17 protein-coding genes are annotated in these 25482 nt (G+C 43.6%); all 17 read left to right on the forward strand.

Going from position 1 to position 25482, the window contains the following annotated elements; genetic code table 11:
- The first annotated feature begins 707 nt into the window (after positions 1-707).
- The 17 genes from ileS (at position 708) to L0M98_RS15930 (ending at position 25466) form a co-directional block, all read left to right on the forward strand.
- Positions 708-4136, forward strand: a complete 3429-nt coding sequence (gene ileS, locus L0M98_RS15850; RefSeq protein ID WP_227216865.1) for an isoleucine--tRNA ligase — start codon at positions 708-710, stop codon at positions 4134-4136.
- Positions 4137-4231: 95 nt separating this feature from the next.
- Positions 4232-4612: a TraR/DksA family transcriptional regulator gene (locus L0M98_RS15855; RefSeq protein WP_227216864.1), complete on the forward strand. Its 381-nt coding sequence runs from the start codon at positions 4232-4234 to the stop codon at positions 4610-4612.
- Between the two features lie 44 nt (positions 4613-4656).
- Positions 4657-5268 carry a lipoprotein signal peptidase gene (locus L0M98_RS15860; protein WP_227216863.1) on the forward strand — a complete coding sequence of 204 codons (612 nt, stop codon included), beginning with the start codon at positions 4657-4659 and terminating at the stop codon, positions 5266-5268.
- A 24-nt stretch (positions 5269-5292) separates the two neighbouring features.
- Entirely contained in the window at positions 5293-5874 is a 582-nt protein-coding gene (locus L0M98_RS15865; RefSeq protein WP_227216862.1) for an RNA polymerase sigma factor, read from the forward strand.
- A 133-nt stretch (positions 5875-6007) separates the two neighbouring features.
- Entirely contained in the window at positions 6008-7129 is a 1122-nt protein-coding gene (locus tag L0M98_RS15870; protein WP_227216861.1) for a FecR family protein, read from the forward strand.
- A 232-nt stretch (positions 7130-7361) separates the two neighbouring features.
- Positions 7362-10775 (forward strand): SusC/RagA family TonB-linked outer membrane protein, encoded by a 3414-nt coding sequence (locus L0M98_RS15875; RefSeq protein WP_227216860.1) that lies wholly within the window; start codon positions 7362-7364, stop codon positions 10773-10775.
- A gap of 159 nt (positions 10776-10934) precedes the next feature.
- Complete coding sequence (locus L0M98_RS15880; RefSeq protein ID WP_227216859.1) at positions 10935-12323, forward strand: RagB/SusD family nutrient uptake outer membrane protein; 1389 nt, start codon at positions 10935-10937, stop codon at positions 12321-12323.
- Positions 12324-12330: 7 nt separating this feature from the next.
- Positions 12331-13218 carry a hypothetical protein gene (locus L0M98_RS15885; protein WP_227216858.1) on the forward strand — a complete coding sequence of 296 codons (888 nt, stop codon included), beginning with the start codon at positions 12331-12333 and terminating at the stop codon, positions 13216-13218.
- A 17-nt stretch (positions 13219-13235) separates the two neighbouring features.
- Complete coding sequence (locus L0M98_RS15890) at positions 13236-13892, forward strand: fibrobacter succinogenes major paralogous domain-containing protein (protein ID WP_227216857.1); 657 nt, start codon at positions 13236-13238, stop codon at positions 13890-13892.
- Between the two features lie 9 nt (positions 13893-13901).
- Positions 13902-15041 (forward strand): thioredoxin family protein, encoded by a 1140-nt coding sequence (locus L0M98_RS15895; protein ID WP_227216856.1) that lies wholly within the window; start codon positions 13902-13904, stop codon positions 15039-15041.
- Between the two features lie 34 nt (positions 15042-15075).
- Positions 15076-16293 (forward strand): thioredoxin family protein, encoded by a 1218-nt coding sequence (locus L0M98_RS15900; protein WP_227216855.1) that lies wholly within the window; start codon positions 15076-15078, stop codon positions 16291-16293.
- Between the two features lie 8 nt (positions 16294-16301).
- A complete protein-coding gene (locus L0M98_RS15905; RefSeq protein ID WP_227216854.1) occupies positions 16302-17645 on the forward strand; it encodes a TlpA family protein disulfide reductase in 1344 nt (447 codons plus the stop codon).
- A 194-nt stretch (positions 17646-17839) separates the two neighbouring features.
- Positions 17840-18502 (forward strand): thioredoxin family protein, encoded by a 663-nt coding sequence (locus L0M98_RS15910; protein ID WP_227216853.1) that lies wholly within the window; start codon positions 17840-17842, stop codon positions 18500-18502.
- A 179-nt stretch (positions 18503-18681) separates the two neighbouring features.
- Positions 18682-19863, forward strand: a complete 1182-nt coding sequence (locus L0M98_RS15915; RefSeq protein WP_227216852.1) for a thioredoxin family protein — start codon at positions 18682-18684, stop codon at positions 19861-19863.
- 290 nt (positions 19864-20153) lie between these two features.
- Positions 20154-22538: a type I DNA topoisomerase gene (gene topA, locus L0M98_RS15920; RefSeq protein ID WP_227216851.1), complete on the forward strand. Its 2385-nt coding sequence runs from the start codon at positions 20154-20156 to the stop codon at positions 22536-22538.
- 111 nt (positions 22539-22649) lie between these two features.
- Complete coding sequence (locus tag L0M98_RS15925) at positions 22650-24791, forward strand: peptidylprolyl isomerase (RefSeq protein ID WP_099291160.1); 2142 nt, start codon at positions 22650-22652, stop codon at positions 24789-24791.
- Between the two features lie 96 nt (positions 24792-24887).
- A complete protein-coding gene (locus tag L0M98_RS15930) occupies positions 24888-25466 on the forward strand; it encodes an acyltransferase (protein ID WP_099291161.1) in 579 nt (192 codons plus the stop codon).
- The last annotated feature ends 16 nt before the right edge of the window (positions 25467-25482 follow it).

The raw sequence follows: 25482 nt of genomic DNA on the forward strand, positions 1-25482 counted from the left end.
GCACTTCCTCTGTTCATAGAGAAGGTAGCGGCGTAGCCGACGGAGGAGTTTTTAAAGGAAAATGATTTTTGACACCCTCATAACGTTTGTTAAATCAAACAAAGCACTCAAAACAACAGCTATTACAAATAGTTTCATCCCAACATTTGATTAACGCCAGAAACTACAAAATACGCCATTTTGATACCATAAAAAACTTTTCACGCACATTTTATCCTTATAGGAAATAAAAACAATGAATTATGACATTTTATCTTCCATGGAAGATAAAATGACACACTAGGGCTATAGATACTGAATTAACAGGGAAAACCTCTCCAATACAGTTATAAATACAGTATCAATTCCGTATCACTTCCGGATGAATAGTACTTATAAAACTTTAGTAGTCCTTTTAATTCACTATAAGAACGCTATTATAGTATAGGGTTTTAATAGCGTTTTAATAGGGAACTAATAGCGTTTTACACGGAAGTGAACCGGAAGTGATACACTATTGATACGGGATTCATTACTGTATTCCAGACTATTAGAGAATAACCTCTCGTGAATCACCCGAAAAAAGAAAATTGCACGTGTCGATATCGCGATCGAGTAAAAAAAGACATCAATTCCTATCAGTATTTCTACTTTCTAAATAAAATGGTATATTTGCAACTTGATTTTTTAAACGTGCAATAATAATATCTAAAAAGTTAGGAGTCACGATGGACAAAAAATTCCAAGAGTACAAAGGATTGGATCTCTCTCAGGTAAACAAAGACGTCCTGAAAGAGTGGAAAGCTCAACACACGTTCGAGGAGAGCTTGAAGATTAGAGAGGGGCATCCCTCGTTTGTCTTTTTTGAAGGTCCCCCTTCGGCAAACGGTATGCCGGGTATTCACCACGTAATGGCACGGACGATTAAAGATATTATTTGCAGGTACAAAACTTTACAAGGATTTCTCGTTGAACGGAAAGCGGGATGGGATACCCACGGGCTTCCGGTTGAATTGGGCGTGGAAAAGAAACTCGGTATCACGAAAGAGAATATCGGGAAAACCATATCGGTGGCAGACTACAACAAAGAATGTCGTGCGGACGTGATGAAATTCACCCGTGAGTGGGAAGACTTAACCGACAAGATGGGATACTGGGTAAACATGGAAGACCCGTACATCACCTACGACAACCGGTATATCGAAACCTTGTGGTACCTGTTGAAACAACTGTACGAAAAAGGATTCCTTTACAAGGGATACACCATACAACCCTACTCCCCGGCGGCAGGAACCGGGTTGAGCACGCACGAACTGAACCAACCGGGATGCTACCGGGACGTGAAGGACACCACGTGCGTAGCACAATTCAAAGTGGTACGGGACGAGAAATCGGAAAAGCTGTTCGCACATAGCGACGAAGTGTACTTCACCGCGTGGACAACTACCCCGTGGACGTTACCGTCCAACACGGCATTGGCTGTAGGTCCCGCTATCACGTACGTGGAAGTGAAAACTTACAACCCGTATACATTCCGCCCTGTAACCCTTATTTTGGCGAAAGACCGCTTCAGCGCTTACTTTAACAAGAAAGCGGAGGATATTGCCCTAGGTGATTACAAGGAGGGAGATAAACTTATTCCTTACGAGATTGTTGCCGAATATCAAGGACCGGAACTCGAGGGCATCCGTTACGAGCAATTGTTACCGTGGATGACACCCATGGGTGACGCGTTCCGCGTAATCTTGGGTGATTACGTGAGCACGGAGGACGGTACCGGCATCGTGCATATCGCCCCGACTTTCGGTGCGGACGACGACCGGGTTGCCAAGATGGCAGGCATAGCTCCCATGTTGTTGATAGACAAAGATGGCAATAGACAACCGATGGTTGATAAGCGGGGACGTTTGTTCCTGCCGAGTGAAATCGACCCCGATTTCTTGAAAAACAACGTGAATATCGACTTGTACGGGGAGTTCGCCGGACGCTTCGTGAAAAACGCGTACGACCCGGAATTAACGGACAACGATCCCACGCTGGATATAGACCTGAGTATCCTGTTGAAACGGGAGAACAAAGCGTTCAAGGTAGAAAAACACGAACATAACTACCCGCATTGCTGGCGCACGGATAAACCGGTGCTTTACTACCCGCTGGATTCTTGGTTTATCAAGACCACGGCGGTACGCGACCGGATGATCGAACTGAACAAAACGATCAACTGGAAACCCACGAGCACAGGTGAAGGGCGTTTCGGCAAGTGGCTGGAAAACCTCGTGGACTGGAATCTTTCCCGTTCCCGTTACTGGGGTACCCCACTCCCGATATGGGTAAGCGAGGACGGAACCGAGAAAATATGCATCGGTTCGGTACAGGAATTAATGGAAGAGATGGAGAAAGCCGTACAAGCGGGCGTGATGAAGGAAAACCCGTTCAAGGATTTCAAAGCAGGAGATTACTCGAAAGAGAATTACGATAAAATAGATTTGCATCGCCCGTACGTGGATGACATTATACTGGTATCGCCCACGGGACAACCGATGTACCGCGAGAAAGACCTGATCGACGTTTGGTTCGACTCGGGAGCCATGCCCTACGCGCAGGTGCACTACCCGTTCGAGAACAAAGAGTTGATAGACAATCATATCAAATTCCCTGCCGACTTTATCGCCGAGGGAGTGGATCAAACCCGCGGATGGTTCTTCACGCTTCACGCTATCGCCACCATGGTGTTCGATTCCGTGGCGTTCAAGAATATCATCTCCAACGGGCTGGTACTGGATGCCAAAGGAAACAAGATGTCGAAACGGTTGGGCAACGCCATCGACCCCTTCGACACGATCGAGAAACAGGGTTCCGATCCCTTGCGCTGGTACATGATTACTAACGCGCAACCGTGGGATAACTTGAAATTCGACATCGCCGGGGTGGAGGAAGTGAAACGCAAATTTTTCGGTACGTTGTACAACACGTACAGTTTCTTTGCCTTGTACGCCAATATCGACAACTTCACGTATGCCGAGCCGGAAGTTCCGTTCAACGAAAGACCGGAGATCGACCGCTGGATACTTTCTTTGCTCAATAGCTTGATCAAGGAAGTTACCGAGGCTTACGAGAGTTACGAACCGACCAGAGCCGGACGTGCTATACAGAATTTCGTGATCGAGAACCTGTCGAACTGGTACGTGCGTCTTTCCCGGAAACGTTACTGGGGAGGGGAACAAACCACGGACAAGTTGTCGGCTTACCAGACACTGTACACCTGCTTGGAAACCGTGGCTATCCTATCGTCACCTATCGCGCCGTTCTACATGGATCGCCTGTTCAAGGATTTGAACAGTGTCACCGGACGTTACACGACAAGCGTTCACCTCACGAATTTCCCCGTCGCTAACGACACGATGATAGACAAGCAACTGGAAGAACGGATGGATATGGCTCAACAGATATCCTCCATGGTACTCGGGTTGAGAAGGAAAGTTCAAATCCGCGTCCGCCAACCGCTTTGCAAGTTGTTGATCCCGATTTTGGACGAGGGGATGACCGCACAATTGGATGCCGTGAAAAATATCATCCTGTCGGAAGTGAACGTGAAAGAGATCGAGTACATAACCGATACCGCCGGGATATTGATCAAGAAGATCAAACCGAACTTCAAGACTTTAGGCCCGAAATACGGCAAGTACATGAAGCAGATTTCCGCTCTCGTGGCAGAAATGGACCAGAATGATATCTATAATTTTGAAAAACAGGGTACTTACTCTTTGCAAGTAGGCTCGGAGAGTCTGGAATTGACACTAAACGACGTGGAAATCATGTCGGAAGATATCCCGGGCTGGCTGGTTGCTAACGAGGGACGCTTGACGGTGGCTCTGGATATCAACATCACGAAAGAATTGCGCGAGGAAGGTATCGCCAGAGAGTTGATCAACCGGATTCAGAATCTGAGAAAGGAAAAAGATTTCAACGTGACGGACAAAATAGATCTTCAAATCGGCAAGCATAAAGACATTAACGATGCCGTGGAGAATTTCAAGGAGTATATCGCCAGTCAGGTTCTGGCTGAGAACGTTACGCTGGCAGACAAAGCCGATGAAGATGTGCAGATCATCGAAATCGACGATATACATACTTTCATAAAGATTCAAAAAATGTAACTTCCGAGGGCTATAACGAGTAAAAACGGATATTTTAGCAGCAGGAAGGTTGCAGAACGGATTTTTTTATTAACTTAGACAAAAACTTTACAACTATGTCAGAGAAGACCAGATATTCGGATGAAGAGTTGCAGGAATTCAAAGAACTGATTCTTGAGAAACTCGAAAAGGCGAAAAGAGATTACGAGGTTTTGAAAGCCTCGATCTCCGGAAGCGACGGGAATGACATTGCCGACACATCCCCCACTTTCAAGGTATTGGAAGAGGGTGCATCCGTGCTCTCGAAAGAGGAAGCCGGACGTTTAGCACAAAGGCAGGCGAAATTTATCGCACATCTGGAAGCCGCATTAGTCCGGGTGGAAAACAAGACATACGGAATTTGCCGGGTAACCGGGAAGTTGATCTCGAAAGAAAGATTACGCGCCGTGCCCCACGCCACGTTGAGCATGGACGCCAAAATGGGACAAGACTCTTGATCGTTACAAGCGATCGAGAGTCGCTTTTTTAATATTTTACAAGAATGAGCACGGGGAAAAAGCTAATTATTTTTATTATCGCCCTTTTGATCATCGATCAAGTCGTGAAGATTTGGATTAAAACGCACATGATGATCGGGGATGAATTCAGTGTCTTCGGGGACTGGTTCAAAATTCACTTTATAGAGAATAACGGGATGGCCTTCGGGATGGAACTCGGGGGCGGCAGATGGGGTAAAACCGTTTTGAGCGTGTTTCGCATGGTTGCCGTTGTCGGTATAGCATGGTACATACGGCACCTGATTAAAGAGAAAGCCCCGATGGGGGTAATTTTCTCTTTCGGGCTTATTTTCTGCGGTGCCGTGGGGAACATCATCGACAGTATGTTCTACGGGATGATATTCAATGACAGCTATTCTCAAGTGGCTACTTTATTCCCGAAGGGCGGAGGTTATTCCTCGTTCCTGCACGGGAAAGTGGTCGATATGCTTTATTTTCCGCTTTACGAGGGCTTCCTGCCCGAGTGGGTTCCGTTCTGGGGCAACAAGTTTTTCGTGTTCTTCCGTCCGGTATTCAACTTGGCAGACTCGTATATCACGATAGGCGTGCTAATGCTATTGCTTTTTCATCGCAAGTTTTTTGCAACGAAGAAGTAATTTAAACCTTTAAATCATTTCTCCATGCACGATGATGAATCCGGATTCATATCGAATATAAACGCGAAGAAGGAAATTGCGTGGAAGAAATTATACCAAAGTTACTACCCGGCTCTGTGCAATTACGCTTCCCGAATGATTCAAGATGAAGTGCTCGTGGAAGATATCGTGCAGGAATGTCTTATCAAACTATGGGATTCCCCCGTGACGTTTTCGAATATCAGGGGGCTCACGGGATGGCTTTACCAAGCGGTCTATACCCGCTCGTTGAACACGATACGGGATAAAGCCCGCACGAATAAGTTGCGACAGGATTTGTGGGACTCCGCGCAGGGGGAACCGACCGAGGAAGATGCTGTCGATTCGGCTATCGAAGAAGAGATATTACATAAATTCAGAACCATCATTACCCAACTTTCTCCCCAGCAACAGGAAATCATGAAAATGAGCATGGACGGGATGAAAGTAAAAGAAATCGCCGAAACCCTGAACGTGTCGGAGAACGCTATCAAAATGCAAAAAAAGAGGGCTTATTCAGCCATACGGGAAGAACTCGGGGAATGCTGGAGCATCCTGCTCGTAACGTCGTTCCCGAATTTATTCTAAAGATTTGTAATCTGTCATTACAAAAAATGTAATAACAGAAAATGTAATATGCATTCTCTTTATATTTTTCTTGAAATTTTTGTTACCCGTTTTTGTACCTCAGGTGTTTTATTGGTAAATTAAAAGCACATTTATGGCTCATTGGGACGAAATAGATGGTATATCCGGAAGATTGCTCAAGAAGATTCTGCTTGGGGAAGGCAGGGATTCGCAAGAAAATACCGGGCGGCTGACGGACAAATACAAGGATTGGGACACGCTTGCCAAACAATCCAAGAAGGTATTGAAGTATGACGCGAATAAGGCTTTCCGGGAATTGCAACACCGGAAATATCGTCGTCGCCACTTGATGACACGATGGAGTATCGCGGCGAGTATTATGCTGTTGTTCTCTCTCTCTATTTTCTTGATTCAGGAATCTCCCGAAGTGAAGCCCGTCAAGAAGATTGAGCCAGGGTACAAGAAAGCCACCCTAACCCTGTCCGACGGAACAAGCTGGGATATCCGGGAAACGGCGAAAGTGTTCCAAGTGAAGGATAGCGAGTTTAAAGTGGATTCGTGCGGGTTGAGTATATTCAATAATGGAATTGCTCCATCCCAAACAGAAACACAATACCACACACTAAGCGTACCCAGAGGGGGCGAATACAATTTAACCCTGTCGGACGGAACGCAAGTCTGGTTAAACTCGGAATCAGAATTACGTTTCCCCACACAATTCAGCGCAAACAACCGGACGGTATATTGCAAGGGAGAAGTTTATTTCGATGTTACCCGGAACCCGGACTCTCCTTTTATCGTGAGATTGGATAAAGGTGAGGTCACGGTGTTAGGCACGGAGTTCTGCACGTCCGATTACGAGAATTCGGTCGTGGAAGTCACCCTCGTGACGGGCGCAGTCCGGTTCAAGGCAGCAAACGGGGATTCCGTGTCGTTGACTCCTTCCCAACATCTGGTTTACAACACGGCAGCCGACAGTATTTCCGTTACCATGGTGGACACCCGCATATACACGGCGTGGAAGGATAATTTATTCTGCTTCGAGGATGAAACACTGGAAGACATCATGCGCACGCTGTCACGATGGTATGATGTTGAAATACGTTTTGGCTCGGAGGATTTAAAAGGACGGCATTTCTCAGGAACAATCGAGAAATACTCGGATATAAAGTCTTTCTTAGAAGTTTTTGAAACAGGAACAGGTATAAAATTTGACATTTATGGACACACGATAATTGTAAGGAAATCAAGATAAACGAAGAAAAGTCCCGTTCTGGTTGGCGCCGAACACGGAACTTCTCTCGCCTAATTAATAGTATAACCAATTAGTTTTCGAAATTATGAAAAAAAATCCATTTAATACGCGGAAGAAGCCGCATTGGATGAAAATTTTTCTTTCAAAAATGAAGTTTTCATTATTGTTTTTAATGCTATTCTGTTCTTATACAGAAGTTTTCTCACAAAAAGTCACCCTAGAGGTCAAGAACATGGACCTTTACACGGTCCTATTACAATTGAAGAACCAAACGGGGGTACGTATCCTGTACGATGCCGATTACACGAAGCAGATTAAATGCGAGGACACAAATTTTGTAGAAAAGGAACTTACAGATGTACTCTCGCAATTATTGGCTAAAACTTCGCTCGTTTACAAAGAGGTCAACGGGACTTTCGTTATCAGCAAAGCACCTGAAAAAGAGAACAAAACAGTAAAACTGACCGGTACGGTAAAAGACGTGCAAGGTGTTCCCCTACCGGGAGTTACCGTTGTAATCAAGGGAACTGCTATCGGTGTTTCCACTGATGCGCAAGGTGGGTTCACCTTGAACGTGAAGGAACAAGAGAAAATAACACTTGTATTCTCTTTCGTGGGAATGAAAACCAAAGAAGCTGTCGCGACTCCCAATAAAGCGATGACAATCACCCTCGAGGAGGATACCCAAACCATTGATGAAGTGGTTATCACGGGTTACCAAGTAGTAGACAAACGAAAAAACACAAGTGCTATCACTTCGGTAAAAGCGGCAGATATTATGCGCCCCGGGGTTACCTCTATCGACCAGATGCTGGAAGGTCAAATTCCGGACTTGGTTTCCATGACCAACTCGGGAGAAATCGGGGTGGCTCCGAAATTGCGTATTCGAGGTACCTCTACCCTGATTGGAAACCGGGAACCGCTTTGGGTGATTGACGGAATCGTGCAACAAGACCCGGTAAATATATCTCCCGAAGAGTTGAACAACCCCGACTATATTAATCGTATCGGTAATGCTATCTCCGGGTTAAACCCGCAGGATATCGAACGTATCGATGTTCTGAAAGATGCCTCGGCAACCGCTCTCTACGGGACGAAAGCGGCTAATGGAGTGATTGTTATCACAACCAAGAGAGGACATCTCGGTGCCCCGATGGTGAGTTACAACATGACGGGAACATTAAAATTCCGCCCCCGTTACAGCGACCGACACATTGACGTGATGACCTCCAAAGAGCGGGTGCAATTTTCCCGGGACTTATTGAATAGCAATTACAATTTCTCTAATCGCGTGAGCCTAGTGGGTTACGAATATCTATACGCCCAATTGTACGCAAAACAAATATCATATGACGAGTTTGTCAAGCAAGTTTCAGATTTGGAAGCCTTGAATACAGACTGGTTTTCCGTGCTGGGGAATGACGCTTTTTCCTCGCAACATACCGTGAGCCTAAGCGGGGGTTCCGAATTAATCCGCTACTACGCTTCCATCGGTTACACGGATGATAATGACGTGATTGAATTTAACCGCAACGACCGTTATACGGCAAAATTGAATCTGGATATTCATTTTTCAGACCGCGTTTCTCTCTCGCTAGGAATTGACGGTAATAAAAGTACCCGAAAATATTACCAAAATGATTTAGCTCCCATTGACTATGCTTATAACACTAGCCGGGCTATTCCTTTTCGAAATGAAGACGGGACTTTATTTTATTACAAAAAATACTCGGGCTCGAATCTTTACAAATTCAATATTTTAAATGAATTGGAAAATAGCGGATGCAGCCAAGAAGGTTCCTCGTTACAGTTTCAAGCCAATCTGTTATACAGCCCGCTTTCTTGGTTAAAGCTTAACGGTATTTTCGCTTACTCTATCTCCAACACGGATATCACGTCTTACTGGGGTGCCGAAACTTTTTACGCCGCCCAACTGCGACATGGCGAACTCGGGGAAGAATTTGACGCCGCAGAGAGTGAGTTGCCCGCGGGTGGCGAGTTAAAACAACAAACGACACGAAATGAAAATTACACGATTCGTTTCCAACTTGACGCTAACAAATATTTCGGACAAGACGAGCAACACAATATTAACGCATCATTCGGTTTCGAAGCCAGTTCTTCCAAATATGTCGGTACGGACATCGTCAATCGAGGTTATTATCCCGACCGGGGAATGCAGTTTGCCACTTTCAATCAAGGTGATTACCCGAAATTCGACGCTTGGCTACTGAATAACCGTCCCACGTTGACGGATAATTTAACCAACCTCGTGGCGGCTTACGCGAGCATCTCTTATTCCTATCAAAATTGGATTACCTTGAATGCCAATGCCCGCTATGACGGTTCCAACCGTTTCGGTTCACAGAGTAACGACAAGTTATTACCCGTGTGGTCGGCATCCCTGTCCTACAACCCGCTGGAACAATTCCAAGTTACTGATTTCTTCGACTTTTTGCATTTGAAATTTTCCTACGGGTACCAAGGAAATATGCAAGACGGACAGTCCCCGGAGATGATTATCAAGAAGTTGCCGATGGACGAGTATTATCACGAATTACTCTCGGAAGTTTCCATATACCCGAACCCGAATTTGAAATGGGAACGCACCAGTTCATTAAACGCGGGAATTGAGTTCTCCATTCTGAACCGCCGTTTGATGGTTAGTTCTGATTTCTATCATAAAAAAACGAAAGACGCTTTTCTTTCAAAAAAGATTTCCGGTGTAAACGGTATTGATTCTTACACGGTGAATAGCGGGGAAGTTCTAAACCGGGGATATAATGTGTCACTGACCGGTGTTCCCGTTCAAACGCAAGATTTCCGCTGGTCGCTTTCTACCTCTATTTCCAAAACGTTCAACCGGGTAGAAACTAAACCCTCGACGGATGAATTTAACGTGGACCACTTCTTGGACGGTACCGTTATCACCAAAGGGAATCCGGTAAATACATTTTTCTCGTATCGTTTCAAAGGATTAAGCCCGCTAGACGGAGGTCCCCTGTTCTACGATTATAAAGAAAATCCCGAACGCCTGTACGGTAAAAGTAAACACGATATATTTACTACCATACTGGAAGCATCCGGTTCTCGAGAACCCAAATTTTCAGGTAGTCTCAATAATACATTCACTTACAAGAATTTCAGGTTGAATATGACATTGGCTTATAGCCTCGGTGCCAAAACCCGCTTGTTCAAACTATTCGACAATCAAGATTTCGGTCCGGAACAAAACGTGAATCGAGATTTCCTTGACCGTTGGCAACGCCCGGGAGATGAAATGTACACCGACATCCCGGTGATTATGAATGGCGGAACTTCCGACTACGACGTGCACTGGTCCTCATATGGCGACCTATTGCCTACTTTCGGCGGTTCTGCATGGAATATGTATAATTACAGCAATCTCCGGGTGGTAAGTGCAGATTATTTGAAATGTACCACCATGACTTTAACTTATTCATTCCCGAACGAGTTGATTTCGAAATGGAAATTACAACGCTTGGAACTATCGCTGTCAACGAATAATCCGTTTATTTTCTGTTCCTCAAAATTGAAAGGGCAGACACCTACACAAGGCGGATTTACCACGATACAGTTGTCCGAACGTCCGACATTTTCTTTCGGATTGTATGTTTCATTTTAAATTACAACACACATGAAAAGATATAAATTTTCTTCTCTAATCGGAATATTATGCTGCACTTGTTTCGCTTGTGACAGTTTTTTAACAGAATATTCTCACGACCAGGCATATGTACAATCATACACAGATTTAGACGAACTGCTTCTAGGGTCCGGATATATGAAGTGTACTAAATCCAACAAGTACACCAGCTCGGCTAAAGATACCTACTACCCGTACATTCACTTTATGGCTGATGAAACCGAAGTACGCACCTCAGGCGAGTTCGATGATTGGTACGGCGATGAAACTTTAAGACTGTTCTACGGGTTCTACACATGGCAACGAGAGGTGAGTAAAGACCATGAAGGAACTTCCACTTGGACTGAAAACCAAGATTGGAATAATCTATACAAACATATCAATATTGCCAATACCGTTTTGTCGCAAATCGATAACCAAAAGGTCGAAACGACTAACGACCAGCAAAATGTAAATCGAATCAAAGGGGAAGCCCATTTCTTGCGGGGTGCTTACTATTTCATTTTAGCGAATTTGTACGGCAAACCCTATTCCACCGCCACTGCCCAAACGGACTTGGCTGTTCCTTTAAAATTAACCGAATATATCGAGGATAAGGTGTATACCCGAGCTACCGTAGAGAAAACTTATGAACAAGTGGTGAAAGATTTACTGGAAGCCGAAAATTATCTAAAAGGAATCCCACGGAAATCGGTTACCCGAACAAGCCATCAGGCTACATGCCTCATGTTAAGCCGGGTTTACCTCTACATGCAAAATTACACAGAAGCCGTAAAATGGGCAAAAGCCTGCCTCGAAGAACAATCTAACTTAACTGATTTAAATGGCTTCCAAGGAGAGATGTTTTTGAATCAATCATCCCCGGAATTAATTTTCACGATGGGAAGCAATTATATCGGGTACAATTTAACCCAAAAAGCAGGCAATTTTTCTGCATCGGATGATTTAATGAAATGCTATTCCGAAAATGATTTACGCAAACAATTTTTCTTCGGAGCCGTGGAAGAAGGAGTATACAAATACACGAAAGTCTTCACGACATACGGGATTCGCGAGATATCGGACAATTTCATTTTACGCACGGCGGAAGCTTACTTGAACTTGGCGGAAGCGGCAGCCTGTTTGGGTAACGAGTACACGACAGAAGCACAAAACGCGTACAACACGCTAAGAAAACACCGTTTCCCCAACTACACGGAGGAGCATTCCCTGACGGGCAAAGCTTTGGTGGAAGCTATCCGCTTGGAACGCCGGCGAGAATTATGTTTTGAAGGACACCGCTGGTTTGATTTACGCCGTTACATGGTAAACGAATTGTACCCGGAAGAGAAAACATTAACCAACACGTACGCGTTATTCAAATATAACTACACCTCGGAGCAATACGAAACTTCACTCCATAGAGTCTATACCTTGGAGCCACATGACGGAGCTTGGGTGTTACCGATACCCGATGCTGAGCTGGAGTCGAATTACGGAATGCCCGATAATCCAAGAAACGAACGCGAGTATAAACAGATAAAATAATAAAAATATGAAACATACTATATTACTTTTAGTTCTCACGTGCGCATTATGGTGTTGCTCCAAAGATGAGGATGTTACACCTTCCAACGTGGACCGAAATATGTTTGACATGCCGGATTTCTCCTCGGAAGAAGAGATGAAAATCCGAAGGGATTTTTACGAAAACACGACGTGCTATCTGATTTTCAATGATTCCTTATATTATCGCGCACTCACAACACCCGGTAGTTCAGAGCCGGAATGCGTGGTACTTGATTTAAAATACCAAATAACGGGGTACAGCGAAAACATTTTATTACGACATACATATTTGAAAAATATTCAAGACAAAGAGTTGGCGGCAAAGTTCGCGAAAGAAGAAATTCTGCCCAGACTCATTCCTGCACTCTATCCATACACGTTCTTCATGGTAGACCAATTCTTTGTCAGAGAGGAATCCATGTGGAGTGACGACTACGGTCCCGAAACGGAAAGAGCCGCTTACACGGGATATAACGCAACTTTAGTGGCTTACAATAATTATTACCAAATGGACGAAGCCGCTCGCAATGCTTACAAAAGAGCTATTATGTCTATTATCATGGCTAAAAATCACACGCAAATAGCAGATAGCGAGTATGACTCTTTCTACCAATATTCCCAAGATACATACGGCAAATATCCGGATTACGACGATACGCCATTGGAAGTCGGATTTCTGGAAACCTTCAGGTATGACTTCGGACGCAGTTTTTACTCGAAAAAAAACGACCTGTTAGCATACGTGATGGAGATATTCAAGTTGACGGGAGAGGAGTTCAACGAGAAATACGACAAGGAGAAATATCCATTAGTTCACTTGAAAAAAGAGGCTTTGGTGAAGATATTTGAAAATCTCGGGGTAAAGGTTTATTAATTCAAAAAGATTCTATTATGAAATACATGATTTTAGTTTTATCAATCATATGCGTACTGGGGTATGCCTGTTCGGATGACAATGACGAAAAAGAAGTTCCCGTCATTCACCCCGAAGCGGAAGGAACATGGGTAAATCCCCAAGACGGAATCACGTATCACTGGGTTCGTTACGGAAAACAGGATTGGTTATGCGAAAACATGAGAACGGAAACCGCTACCGGCACCTTTTTCAAAGACGAGAAATACATAACGGAAGAGAATTTATCAAAATACGGTTACGTGTACACGTTTGAAGGTGCAAATTCATTAGCTGTCGAGGAATGGCGTTTACCGACAGACGAGGACTGGAAGGCATTGGAACACCATTTGGGTATGTCCCAACAAGATTGCGATGCGGAAGAATGGCGAGGTGATTTCGAGGGACAACTGATGATGCAGGGTAACACGGGCAGCGGTCTGGGATTGACTTGTAGCGGATATTATTACACTACCGGAGGCTCAGGGGTACGCAATTTCATGGTTGATGGCATTTATTGGACATCAACCCTAGATTCCCGCACGTCAGGATATGCATGGACTCGCATGATTTCTTACAATCGTTCCGATATCCGGCGTTTCTCTATGATGACAGCAAAAGGTTTAAGTGTACGTTTGGTTCGTGATGTTAAATAAGATTAGAATATGAAAAGAGTTTATACAATTGTATCCATTTTATTTTTTTCACTCGTGACTTTCGCCCAAAGTGGTACCCAGTTCATGGATAACCGTCCATGGCAGGAGGTACTGCAACGGGCGCAACGGGAAAATAAATTGATTTTCGTGGATTGCTACACGAGTTGGTGTGGTCCTTGCAAACAATTAGCCACAGAAGTATTCCCCCAAGAAAAAGTGGGGGAATATTTGAACAAACGTTTCGTCAATGCCAAATACGACGTGGAAAAAGGAGAGGGATTAGCGGTAGGGAAACAATACGAAAAAGAGATTAAGGTTTTCCCGACAATGCTGATTCTAACCGCACAAGGCGAAGTCATTCATAAAGTATCGGGGAGTCGTCCTGCGGATGAATTAATCGCCGCCATCGAAGAAGGATTGCAAGGGAACACCATTTACAACCTGAGAAAAGAGTACGACAGAGGAAATCGGGAATGGAGTTTTATCCAAAAGTTCTTACATTTATTGGAAACAGCCAGCGAACGAAAAGAGTACGAAAAGGTGGCACGGGAATATGCCTCCCGCTTCCCTATTGACAGTCTGCTTAACAAAGATATCTGGAATATCGTGGGGAAGTTCGTGATACAAACGCCTTTCAGTCCGGAATTCCGCTTCGCGGTGGAACATATCGACGACTTGGATAGCAAGGGACTCGTGAATCGCTACCAATTGGAAAGCAAGTTAAGCGAAGAGATGGGATTTGCCGTAAATTCTATTTTTCTTGTTTCCAATCAAAAACATAGCGAGGATTCACTTGCCAAATTACAAGAAAAAATCGATTACCTGCGAACACTATTGAAAAAGCCGGTGAAAGGATTTCCCGAATCACTTGCCGAACTCTCTATTGTCGAAAGCAAGATAAAGAATGACACGAATCAATTATACGAAAGATTGTGCGTACTGGTCGAATGCGGTTTCGCTAATCGTGACCTTTTCCTTTCCGATATGCTAAAATATCTGGCTCGAAATTTAAATAGCGAAGCCCGTTTAAAGCGCTGTATCAATATCGCCGAATACATGAAAGAAATCAGTTCGAAATCAAGCTGGGTGCAAGAGGGCTTCGACGAAGTCATCACTCTAGCCAATCAAAAATTGGAAAGCAAGAAATAAAGATTTTATCAACATTGAAAATAGTTCTAATTGTATGAAAAAAATTTTACTGTTAAGCGTATGGCTGGTTGCCACGATTGTGGTGTACGCTCAAGAAGCGGGAAAAGGTATCAAATTTCTGGATAATGAACCTTGGGAAGAAGTGGTGAAAACCGCCAAAAAACAACGAAAACTAATTTTCGTGGATTGCTACACGAGCTGGTGCGGTCCTTGCAAAAAGTTAGCCGCTGAAGTTTTCACGCGGAAAGACGTGGGCGACTATGTCAACAAGAAATTCGTCAGCGTGAAGTATGATGTAGAAAAACCTAACGGGTTGGAATTCGCTCGCAAATACCGGGAACTGATTTCTGCATTCCCTACCCTATTATTAATCCGCCCGGACGGTTCCGTGATGCAACGCATCGTGGGGGCATTCCCCGCCGAAGAGATTCTGGAGGCCATTCAAAACGGAGTGGACGGGAAAACATGGCAGACATTGGAAAAAGAATATTTGAACGGGAAACGGGATTACGATTTTGTCATGACTTATCTTGACTTGTTGCTTAAATCCGGTGAAAATGAAAAATATGCCGATGTCAAACGAGCATACGTGAAACAATTTCCCGTTGACAGTTTGTTAAATCCGCAAATATGGGAACTGGGAGCCGAATACATTCAACACCCCAAGACGGAAGAATATCAATTTGTACTCAAACATCTGGATGAATTCGCTCAACGAGGATTCGACCGATACGATTTGGAATGGATATTAGCAATCAACGCTTATTATCAGATTAGCGATATTATCAAAACCGGTTTCAAAACACAGAATCAAGACACTATAGCCGAATTGAAAAAACAACTTAAGGAGTTGGAAGTAACATTAAACAATCCGGTGAAAAATTTCCCCGAATATTTGGCTTACGTACGGCTCGAAGAAAGTTATTTAAATCAAGATTCAGAAGAGTTGGCCTATCGATTAATCTACTTGGGGGAACATCATCTCGCAGCTTATTTGGAATGGGTTAAAAACTGGTTCGAGTACACTATCGAGCATCTGGAAGACAAACAACTAATTCAACGCTGTTTGGACTACCTGTACCAAGCTCAACAAGCCAATGAAATCGGGAACGATTGGATTGTCACCAATTGTTACAATGTACTTGCCAAAGGTTACGCGAAACTGGGCGACCAGAACAAAGCCGAGGAATACACTCAAAAAGCAAAACAAATAGACGCACAAAACAAGGAAAGACTAAACATTTTTAAATAATAATCACGATGAACAAATTTATTATTTTAGCTATGATGTTCATAGCTTTGATATCCTGTAACACAACACCTGAAACCCATGTCGGTTTTCAAGTCGAGGATACGCAACTTTATCCGGAGGCAGTGTTGATGACCAAGGATTCTATTTATACACAGGCTTTAAGCGCGAATAATTCCACCACATTTACATTGCTCAAAAAGTTTGAACCGGCTTACGGGGCTATGTTTTTCGGACAAAAACACGTTTTATTGTACGTTGAACCGGGAAAAAGCTTCGAGCTTTCCGTAAAAATGGAGGGAAGAAAAGCAGTACCGACTTTTTCCGGGGAGGGAGCCAAAAAGAACCAGTATTTGAATAACACGGACTTTAGTTTTACCCCCGATTACAAATTAAGCGAAACCGAATTCGCCGCTTCTTTGGATAAACAGCTAGAAAAACTTTACAAAAATCTGGATGCCCAAGGATTTGATAACTACTTTAACAATCTTGAAAAAAAGAGATTAAAGTACTCCGTTTTCAGTAGCCTGCTGGAATACCGTTCCGCGCATCTTTATGCTATCGAAAATTTCGAATACCAATATCCCGATGCCTATTTCAATAAACTGGCCGAAGTTTTTACCGAAGATGAAGATATGCTGGGAATGGGAGTTTACCAAGAATACATGAAAAAGATGGTATCCTATATCTCTATTAACAATATGCCGGAATTCGAAGATTTCTTGTATATCAAAGAGCAATTGAATTACGTTTGCCAGCATTTCAAGAATCCGGCTGTCGCAGAATTCATGGTAGACTACATCATTTCCGACCACGTTGCAGGTGAAGGAATAGGCAAGTTAGAGGAATTAGCCCCTATCTACAAAACTAAAGTTCACGACCCGAAAAAAATAGCGGCTTTCAACACATTATGTGATAAATGGCGCAGAATTGCCCCGGGACAGCCCTCTCCTTCATTTACTTACAAGGACATCAACGGGAAAGATGTCCACTTGTCGGATTTTGCCGGAAAGTATGTCTATATCGATAATTGGGCAACTTGGTGCGGTCCCTGCCGCCGGGAACAACCCATGTTGAAAAAACTGGAAGAAAGATACGCCGGAAAAAATATTTGTTTCGTTAGTGTTTCGTGCGACCAAGACAAAAGCGCTTGGGAAAAGGTCGTGAAAGAAGATAAATTAGAAGGCATTCAATTATTTGCCGGAACTTCTGATGCTTTTATGGATGCATATATGATAACGGCTATCCCACATTTCATTCTAATTGACCGGGAAGGCAAGGTTATTAATGCAAAAATGAGCCGTCCCTCTGACCCGGAAACCGTTAAATTCCTCGATGCTTTAGAAGGGCTTTAATTTAGACTTACACAGTTTTGACAAAACGAATCAACGAGAGGGTGTGTTTGACACACCCTCCTTTTTCTAATCATCTTCCCTTGACAAGTAGTTGAATATTGTTAAAGATTCGTTAAGACCTAATTTAGAAAAGATACCACTTATTTTTCTTTCCTATCTTGCGTCAAAATTTACCCATATTTATTATTCAAATTATGAAAAGCCTTATCTCGATTATTACCTTATTGATATTCAGCTTTACTGTTTTCGGACAGGGGGTGAACTTCGAGCATCTTACATTCGACGAAGCCTTGGCGAAAGCTAAAGCGGAGAATAAGCTCATCTTCATGGATTGCTACATCATCGGATGCGGACCTTGTAAATACATGAGCGAAAAAGTTTTCACACAAGAAAAAGCCGGCGTATATTTTAACCCGAAATTTATATGTGTGAAATTTGACATGGGAAAAGGCGAAGGACCAACATTGGCAAAAAGATTCGAAGTCAAAGCCTACCCGACTTTCCTCATCATTCACCCAGACGGAAACATTCAACACAAGATTGTCGGAGGCGGGGAGTTGGAAGATTTTATTCCCCGTGTCGAAAAGGGGCTACACGAAAAAACTTCTTTGAGTTACTTAACGAAGTTACACGAAAAAAAGAAAATGAACAAAAAACAATTGATAGATTACCAAATTGCCCTACTTACTGCCGACGAAAAAGAGAAAAGTGCAAACGTAGCTGAAGAATTGGCGACTGTTTTAAAAGACAAGGACAAATTGCAAAAAAAATATTGGACAATTATCGAAAATGACGGCTATGGTTCCTCTAACTTCAAATTTGTCGTGGCTAACGTTGACCGTTTCAAAAAAATGTAGGTAAAGATAAAGTAGACGCATACCTATATAATAATTATAACAAAGCCATTGATAATTGTACACGTTGGGGAGCAAAAGAACCCCAAGTTCAATTGACCAAAATCCGTCAAGAATTACTAAACCTCGGGCTAGAAAAGCAAGATAGATTAATAAATAAAGTAGATTTAATCGAAGCAACTTTGAACAAAGACGTGGAAAAAGTCATTTCGGTGATTTCCCGAAAAAAAACAAACGCTGACATTTTTTCTGTCATGTCAGCCCTCTATGCAATCAAATCCAAAGCGACAAAAGAGCAATTGGAACGTATAGCTATTTTAGGAAATAAATTCATAGAAAATGCCGCTCCCGGAAGAGAAAAAGCAGATTTGGAAACAATTTTCGAGGATTTCAGAATTGCCGCTCACACGGGAATATACTTCCAAGAATTGACTTATGAGCAAGCCTTGGCGAAAGCGAAACAACAACGGAAGAGGCTCTTTATCGACTGCTACACCAGCTGGTGCGGTCCCTGCCAATACATGGCAAACAAGGTATTCACACAAGAGAACGTGGGTGATTTCTTCAACAAGAATTTCATTTGCGTGAAATATGACATAGAGAAAGGTGAAGGTCCGGAATTAGGCAAGAAATTCGGTGTCAGAGCCTACCCGACTTTTGTCATCGTGAACCCGGACGGAAGTATCCGCCACAAACTTGTAGGCGGCGGTGAAGGTGAAGAATTTATCAAGCGGGTAGAAGAATCTTTCGATGATGAAAAAGCTCTCGGAACTTCCATCACCAAATACAATGAAGGAAACCGGGACAAAGCATTTCTGGCTTCTTACACCCAAACATTACTCGACCTGTATGATCCGGCAGCGAAAGACGTGGCAAATGAATTGTTTGTAACCTTGAGTGACGAAGAGAAAGTATCTCCCGACTATTGGTTCATCTTTGACAGAAAAGAACTTAGCCCAAAAGGTTCCGACGCGGAGAAATTCCTGTTGGCCAACCGGGCAAAATTCAACGCTACAACAGGAAAAGAAGTTGTTGATACAAGACTGAGCAAAGATTTACAACAAGAACTCATGGAAATCCTTGCCACGAAAGGCCAGACAATCAAAGCAACCCGATTTGACGAGATCACGAAAGAAGTGAAAAGTTTGAAACTAAGCAACGAGAAATCATTGCTCGGGCTTGTGGCTATCGGTAGAGCGGTAAAGGATGGCAATGTCGATCGTTTTCTGGCTACTTGCGAGAAAGAGATGCCAAAAGTAAAAGCAGACAAACGGTTATTAAATTACTATTTATCGCAACTTACCACCCGAGGCACTGACGCACAAAAAGCCCGCTGGAAAAAAATCGCGAATAAATATCTATAAGAGTTCATAAGGTTTATAAGGTTCATAAAGTTTATAAAGTAATGGATGTCTTTCGGGCAAAACTTAACGGCAGTTCATACTGCCGCAGACAAAGCACCCGCAGGGACCATAAACCTTATGAACCTTACAAACTTTATGAACTTTATACCTCCTCTTTTTCATTTATAATTGTCAACCGTTTTTCATTTTCAATTGTTTTACGTAAGTTTGCACCCTAATTTTAGGACGAACTGCTTGAAAAAGCGATAACTCTGCTTCCGAGGGAAGCGAAAAGTAAAAGAGAATCGTGTATGATTGAAAATTTAGTAATTGTCGAGTCTCCGGCGAAAGCCAAGACGATTGAACGTTTTTTAGGAAAAGATTATGTTGTAAAGTCCAGCTTCGGACATATCCGAGATCTTGAAAAAAAAGATTTAGGGATAGATATAGAACATAATTTCCAACCCCAATACGAAATATCTCCCGATAAAAAAGCGATTGTAAAAGAGTTGAAGCAACTCGCGAAAGAGGCCAAGACCGTGTGGCTGGCTTCCGATGAGGACCGCGAGGGAGAAGCCATCGCTTGGCACCTGTTTGAAGTGCTCGGCTTAAAAAAGGAAAACACGAAACGGATCGTTTTTCACGAGATCACGAAAGATGCCATACTGCATGCCATCAATAACCCGCGGGATATTGACGGTAACTTGGTAAACGCCCAACAAGCCCGTCGGGTACTCGACCGACTGGTGGGATTTGAAGTTTCTCCGGTTCTCTGGAAAAAGGTAAAACCATCGCTTTCTGCCGGACGGGTTCAGTCCGTGGCGGTAAAACTCATCGTGGAGAGAGAGCGGGAAATCAATCATTTCGAGGAACAAAAGTACTATAAAGTAATCGGTACATTCGAAACGAAAGATGCTAACGGGAATATCACACCCCTGAAAGCGGAATTATCCGAGCGTTTCTCCACGCGGGAAGAAACACTCAAGTTCTTGGAAGCTTGTAAAGAAGCCTCCTTCTCGGTCAGCGATGTGGTTACAAGACCGACCAGTCGTAAACCGGCTCCGCCTTTCACGACTTCCACGTTACAACAGGAAGCATCCCGGAAACTCGGTTTCTCCGTTTCCCAAACCATGTCCGTGGCACAAAAGCTTTACGAGCAGGGATCGATCACTTACATGAGAACGGACTCCGTGAACCTGTCCCAACTGGCTATCGGTGCAGCCAAAGCAGTGATCACGAATGCCCTTGGAGAAAAATATTCCAAGCCACGGAATTACGCAACCAAAACCAAAGGGGCACAGGAAGCCCACGAGGCTATCCGCCCGACTTACATGGACAAAGAATCCATTAGCGGGGATCGTAACGAGCAGCAACTTTACGCCTTGATCCGTAAACGGACACTGGCATCCCAAATGGCAGATGCGGAACTGGAAAAAACTACCGTAACCATTGCCATTTCAGGACAAAAATATAAATTCGAGGCAGAGGGAGAAGTCATCATCTTCGACGGTTTCTTGAAAGTTTACATGGAATCGTTCGATGACGAGAAAGAAGAAGACGAGGCAGCATTACTACCCGCCATTCGCAAGGGCGACCAACTGGAACGCTCGCTTGTGCAGGCACAGGAACAATACACGCTGCACCCGCCCCGTTATACGGAGGCAAGCCTCGTGAAAAAAATGGAGACCTTGGGTATCGGGCGTCCTTCTACCTACGCGCCGACAATTACCACGATTCAAAACAGAGGCTATATTCTCCGGGAAAGCCGGGACGGGGTTGACCGGGAACTGGACCAAATCGATTTAAAAGGACAAAATATCAAAATAAACAAGATCAAGAAGACTTTCGGGGCAGAAAAGAAGAAACTTTTCCCCTCGGATATCGGGATGGTCGTTACTGATTTCCTGTCCCAGTATTTTACCAACATCATGGATTACAATTTCACTGCCAAAGCAGAAACCGCACTCGATCATATCGCTGAAGGAGAAATCGAATGGCAATCCATGATCGGCTCTTTCTACCGTCCTTTTCACGCGAACGTGGAGAAAACGCTGAAAGAGTCGGAGCGTAACAGGGGAGAACGCATACTGGGAACGGAACCTCAAACGGGTGAAACGGTGAGCGTTCGTATCGGACGTTTCGGACCTATGGCTCAAATCGGCGAGGGTGAAAATGTACGGTATGCCGGGCTGCTTAAAGGGCAATTAATGGAAACCATCACGCTGGAAGAAGCTCTTGATTTGTTTAAATTTCCTCGCCAGTTAGGCGAATATGAAGACAAACCCGTCAGCGTGGGTATCGGTCGTTTCGGACCGTACATCAAACATAATCAGCTCTTCGTTTCTTTGAAAAAAGGAGTTGACGAGCCGGGTACAATCACGCTGGAAACCGCTATCGAGCGTATCGAGGAAAAGCGGGAAATCGAGAGAAACCGGAAAATCAAAGAATTTGATAATGGTGTTCAAATCCTTAACGGACGTTTCGGACCTTATATTACTTTCAATAAAGAAAACTATAAAATCCCGAAAGGACAAGAGGCCGATAAATTGACGTTCGAGGAAACCATGGCTATCATAGCGAAAGGTAACGACACCAAAAAGAAAACGACGAAAAAAACAACAAAGAAGACAGCAGAAAAAACAACAGAAAAAACGAAAAAAACAACCACAAAAAAGAAGAGTAAAAAGAGTGAGTAAGTGAATATATAGAAGGGGATAAAATTTATTTGCATAAAACCAATCCATTTTATATATTCGTACCCTCGAAAATAGATTATTTCGTGTGGAAAACATAAAATTTTAATATAAATGGCAACATTACAAAAAATTAGAAATCGCGGCGGACTACTTGTTAGTATCGTGATTGGTTTGGCCCTTGTGGCTTTCATTGTTGGAGATGCGCTTAGTTCTGGAGCCAGCCTTCTTAACCGCTCTAAAAATCAAGTCGGAGAGATCGCCGGAGAAGCTATCAGCATTCAGGATTATCAGCAAAAGGTAGCGGAGAACGAGGAAACGATCAAATCAATGAACAATTTACCTTCTCTAAACGAAGAGCAACAACGAATGATTCGCGAAAACACGTGGAATCAGATCGTGTCCGAAAACATCATGCAAAAAGAATATGAAAGTCTTGGGCTAGGTGTCAGCGGAGATGAGTTGTTCGATTTCACTTTAGGGGAAAATATGCATCCCAGTATCAAACAATTGTTCACCGATCCGCAAACCGGTGCTTTCGATAAAAATCTTGCCAGAGAAAGAATACAAATGATTTTGAACGCTCCCGCCAATAATATGCAAGCTCAAGCAAGCAAACAATATTGGTTGAACATGGAAGATCAGGTAGAAGCAGCCCGCAAGCAAGAGAAATACAATTCATTGTTAATGAAAGGTATGTTTATCCCGAACGAGATTGCAAAAGAATACGCCGAGAATGCTTTAACGACTGTTGACATCAGCTTCATCTCGAAGAGTTATAACACGGTAAGCGATTCAGCCGTAAGCGTGACGAACAACGAAATAAAAGATTATTACAATTCACACAAATACCTGTTCGAACAACAGGAAATGCGGCAAATCGTTTACGTGAACTTTGACGTTTCCGCTTCAGCCGAAGATATTCAAGAAACAGAAGAATGGGTAAAAGAGTCCATTCCGGAATTTACCAATGCAAGTAACGTGATTGAATTCGCTAATCTTTCATCCGAAAAAAGATTCCAACCCAAATACTACAAAAAAGGAGAAATCGGGAATGAAGAATTGGATGAATTTCTTTTCACTGAAAAAGGTAACGGCGTGTACGGACCTTACTTGCAAGACAACGCGTACAATATTGCACGCGTAGCCGACCGTAAAGTAATGCCCGACTCTGTAAAAGCCCGCCATATCTTGATTTCAACCCAAACGATGGAGGCTTCCCGCGCTGAGAAATTAGCGGACAGTCTGGCTGGATTAATCCGTAAAGGAGGCGACTTCGACGACCTTGCCAGAAAATATTCCGCGGATCAAAATTCAGCTATCAACGGGGGTGACTTGGGATGGTTTACACAGGAAATGATGATACCTTCATTCAGTGACACTGCATTTATTGCCAAGAAAAATGAAGTTAAAATCACGAAAACTCCTTACGGTTACCACGTTCTTCAAGTAATGGACATGACAAAACCGGTAGAGAAAGTATTACTCGGAATCATTGCCAAAGAGATTACCCCGTCACAACAGACGGTCAACAAAATCTACAATGATGCCCGTACTTTCGCTAACAATATCAACACGCTTGCCGATTTCGATGCGGCTGTTACTGCTAACAATCAAACCAAGCGTATCGCGAATTTAGGTAAAAACGACGCTACTATCCCGGGTATTGAAAGTGCCAGAGAGATTATCCGTCAGGCTTACTTAACGGATAAACCGGGATTCATCCTTATGGACAAGGAGAAATCTCCGATTTTCGAAACAGGGGATAAATTCACGGTTGCCGTGTTAACCAACATTCAAGAAGAAGGTATCGCACCGTTAAACAGTGTAGCCCCCATGATTCGTACCGAACTTATCAGAAAGAAAAAAGGTGAAATCATCGCAAAAGAATTGACCGGTGCTATCTCCGGTAGCGAAAGTTTGCTTTCTGTCGCTCAAAAGGCAAACGCACAAGTTATGGATGCGACGGATGTCAGCTTCAGTTCCTTCCAAATCCCCGGAGCCGGAATCGAACCCAAATTAATCTCTGAAGTGATGACCTTGCAGGAAAATCAAATCTCCAAACCGATTATCGGTAACCAAGGAGTATATGTAGTAGTAGTTAATTCCAAAACCGTTGAAACGGCTACCCCCGAACAAATCGAGGCTGCAAAGAATTCAGCACTACAAATGAACATGACCAAAATTTATTATCAGACTCTTCCCGCCTTGATTAAGAAAGCAGGAGTTACCGATGCCAGATATAAATTTTACTAATAGCCTAAACCACAAACCAAGAAAACCGTCCGATACACCGGGCGGTTTTCTTTTGTCAAAAAAAGCGCTATTTTTGTTTTGAAAAATAAATACGACATGGAAGAATATTTCGCACACGAAACAGCCGTCATTGACGAAGGCGCAATCATAGGAAAAGGAACTAAAATATGGCATTTCTCACATATCATGAGCAATTGCCGCATCGGGGAAAACTGTAATATCGGACAGAATGTAGTAATCTCTCCCGACGTCATTCTGGGAAATCAAGTGAAAGTACAAAACAACGTATCGGTCTACACGGGCGTGACCTGCGATGACGACGTATTTTTGGGTCCTTCCTGCGTGTTCACGAATGTAACGAACCCGCGGAGTGCCGTGAACCGCAAAAGCCAGTACGCACGGACGCACGTGGGTAAAGGTGCGACAATCGGGGCAAACGCAACCATCGTCTGCGGGCATGACATCGGGGCTTACGCCTTTATCGGCGCCGGGGCTGTCGTGACCAAAACCGTCCCCGCTTACGCCTTGCTGGTCGGGAATCCGGCACGCCAACTGGGATGGATGAGCGAATACGGGCATAGGCTGCATTTCGACAAAGACGGCATCGCCGAATGTCCCGAAAGCAAACAACGGTATCGCTTGCAAAACGGTATTGTAGAAAAGATTACAGAATAATAATATAAAATATTCC

Origin of the sequence: Butyricimonas sp. DFI.6.44 (assembly GCF_022132345.1) — a bacterium.
GTDB lineage: Bacteria > Bacteroidota > Bacteroidia > Bacteroidales > Marinifilaceae > Butyricimonas > Butyricimonas muris.

Coding starts and splice junctions, on each gene's coding strand:
- ileS (WP_227216865.1), top strand. CDS start 708: ATGGACAAAAAATTCCAAGAGTACAAAGGATTGGATCTCTCTCAGGTA.
- L0M98_RS15855 (WP_227216864.1), top strand. CDS start 4,232: ATGTCAGAGAAGACCAGATATTCGGATGAAGAGTTGCAGGAATTCAAA.
- L0M98_RS15860 (WP_227216863.1), top strand. CDS start 4,657: ATGAGCACGGGGAAAAAGCTAATTATTTTTATTATCGCCCTTTTGATC.
- L0M98_RS15865 (WP_227216862.1), top strand. CDS start 5,293: ATGCACGATGATGAATCCGGATTCATATCGAATATAAACGCGAAGAAG.
- L0M98_RS15870 (WP_227216861.1), top strand. CDS start 6,008: ATGGCTCATTGGGACGAAATAGATGGTATATCCGGAAGATTGCTCAAG.
- L0M98_RS15875 (WP_227216860.1), top strand. CDS start 7,362: ATGGACCTTTACACGGTCCTATTACAATTGAAGAACCAAACGGGGGTA.
- L0M98_RS15880 (WP_227216859.1), top strand. CDS start 10,935: ATGAAGTGTACTAAATCCAACAAGTACACCAGCTCGGCTAAAGATACC.
- L0M98_RS15885 (WP_227216858.1), top strand. CDS start 12,331: ATGAAACATACTATATTACTTTTAGTTCTCACGTGCGCATTATGGTGT.
- L0M98_RS15890 (WP_227216857.1), top strand. CDS start 13,236: ATGAAATACATGATTTTAGTTTTATCAATCATATGCGTACTGGGGTAT.
- L0M98_RS15895 (WP_227216856.1), top strand. CDS start 13,902: ATGAAAAGAGTTTATACAATTGTATCCATTTTATTTTTTTCACTCGTG.
- L0M98_RS15900 (WP_227216855.1), top strand. CDS start 15,076: ATGAAAAAAATTTTACTGTTAAGCGTATGGCTGGTTGCCACGATTGTG.
- L0M98_RS15905 (WP_227216854.1), top strand. CDS start 16,302: ATGAACAAATTTATTATTTTAGCTATGATGTTCATAGCTTTGATATCC.
- L0M98_RS15910 (WP_227216853.1), top strand. CDS start 17,840: ATGAAAAGCCTTATCTCGATTATTACCTTATTGATATTCAGCTTTACT.
- topA (WP_227216851.1), top strand. CDS start 20,154: ATGATTGAAAATTTAGTAATTGTCGAGTCTCCGGCGAAAGCCAAGACG.
- L0M98_RS15925 (WP_099291160.1), top strand. CDS start 22,650: ATGGCAACATTACAAAAAATTAGAAATCGCGGCGGACTACTTGTTAGT.
- L0M98_RS15930 (WP_099291161.1), top strand. CDS start 24,888: ATGGAAGAATATTTCGCACACGAAACAGCCGTCATTGACGAAGGCGCA.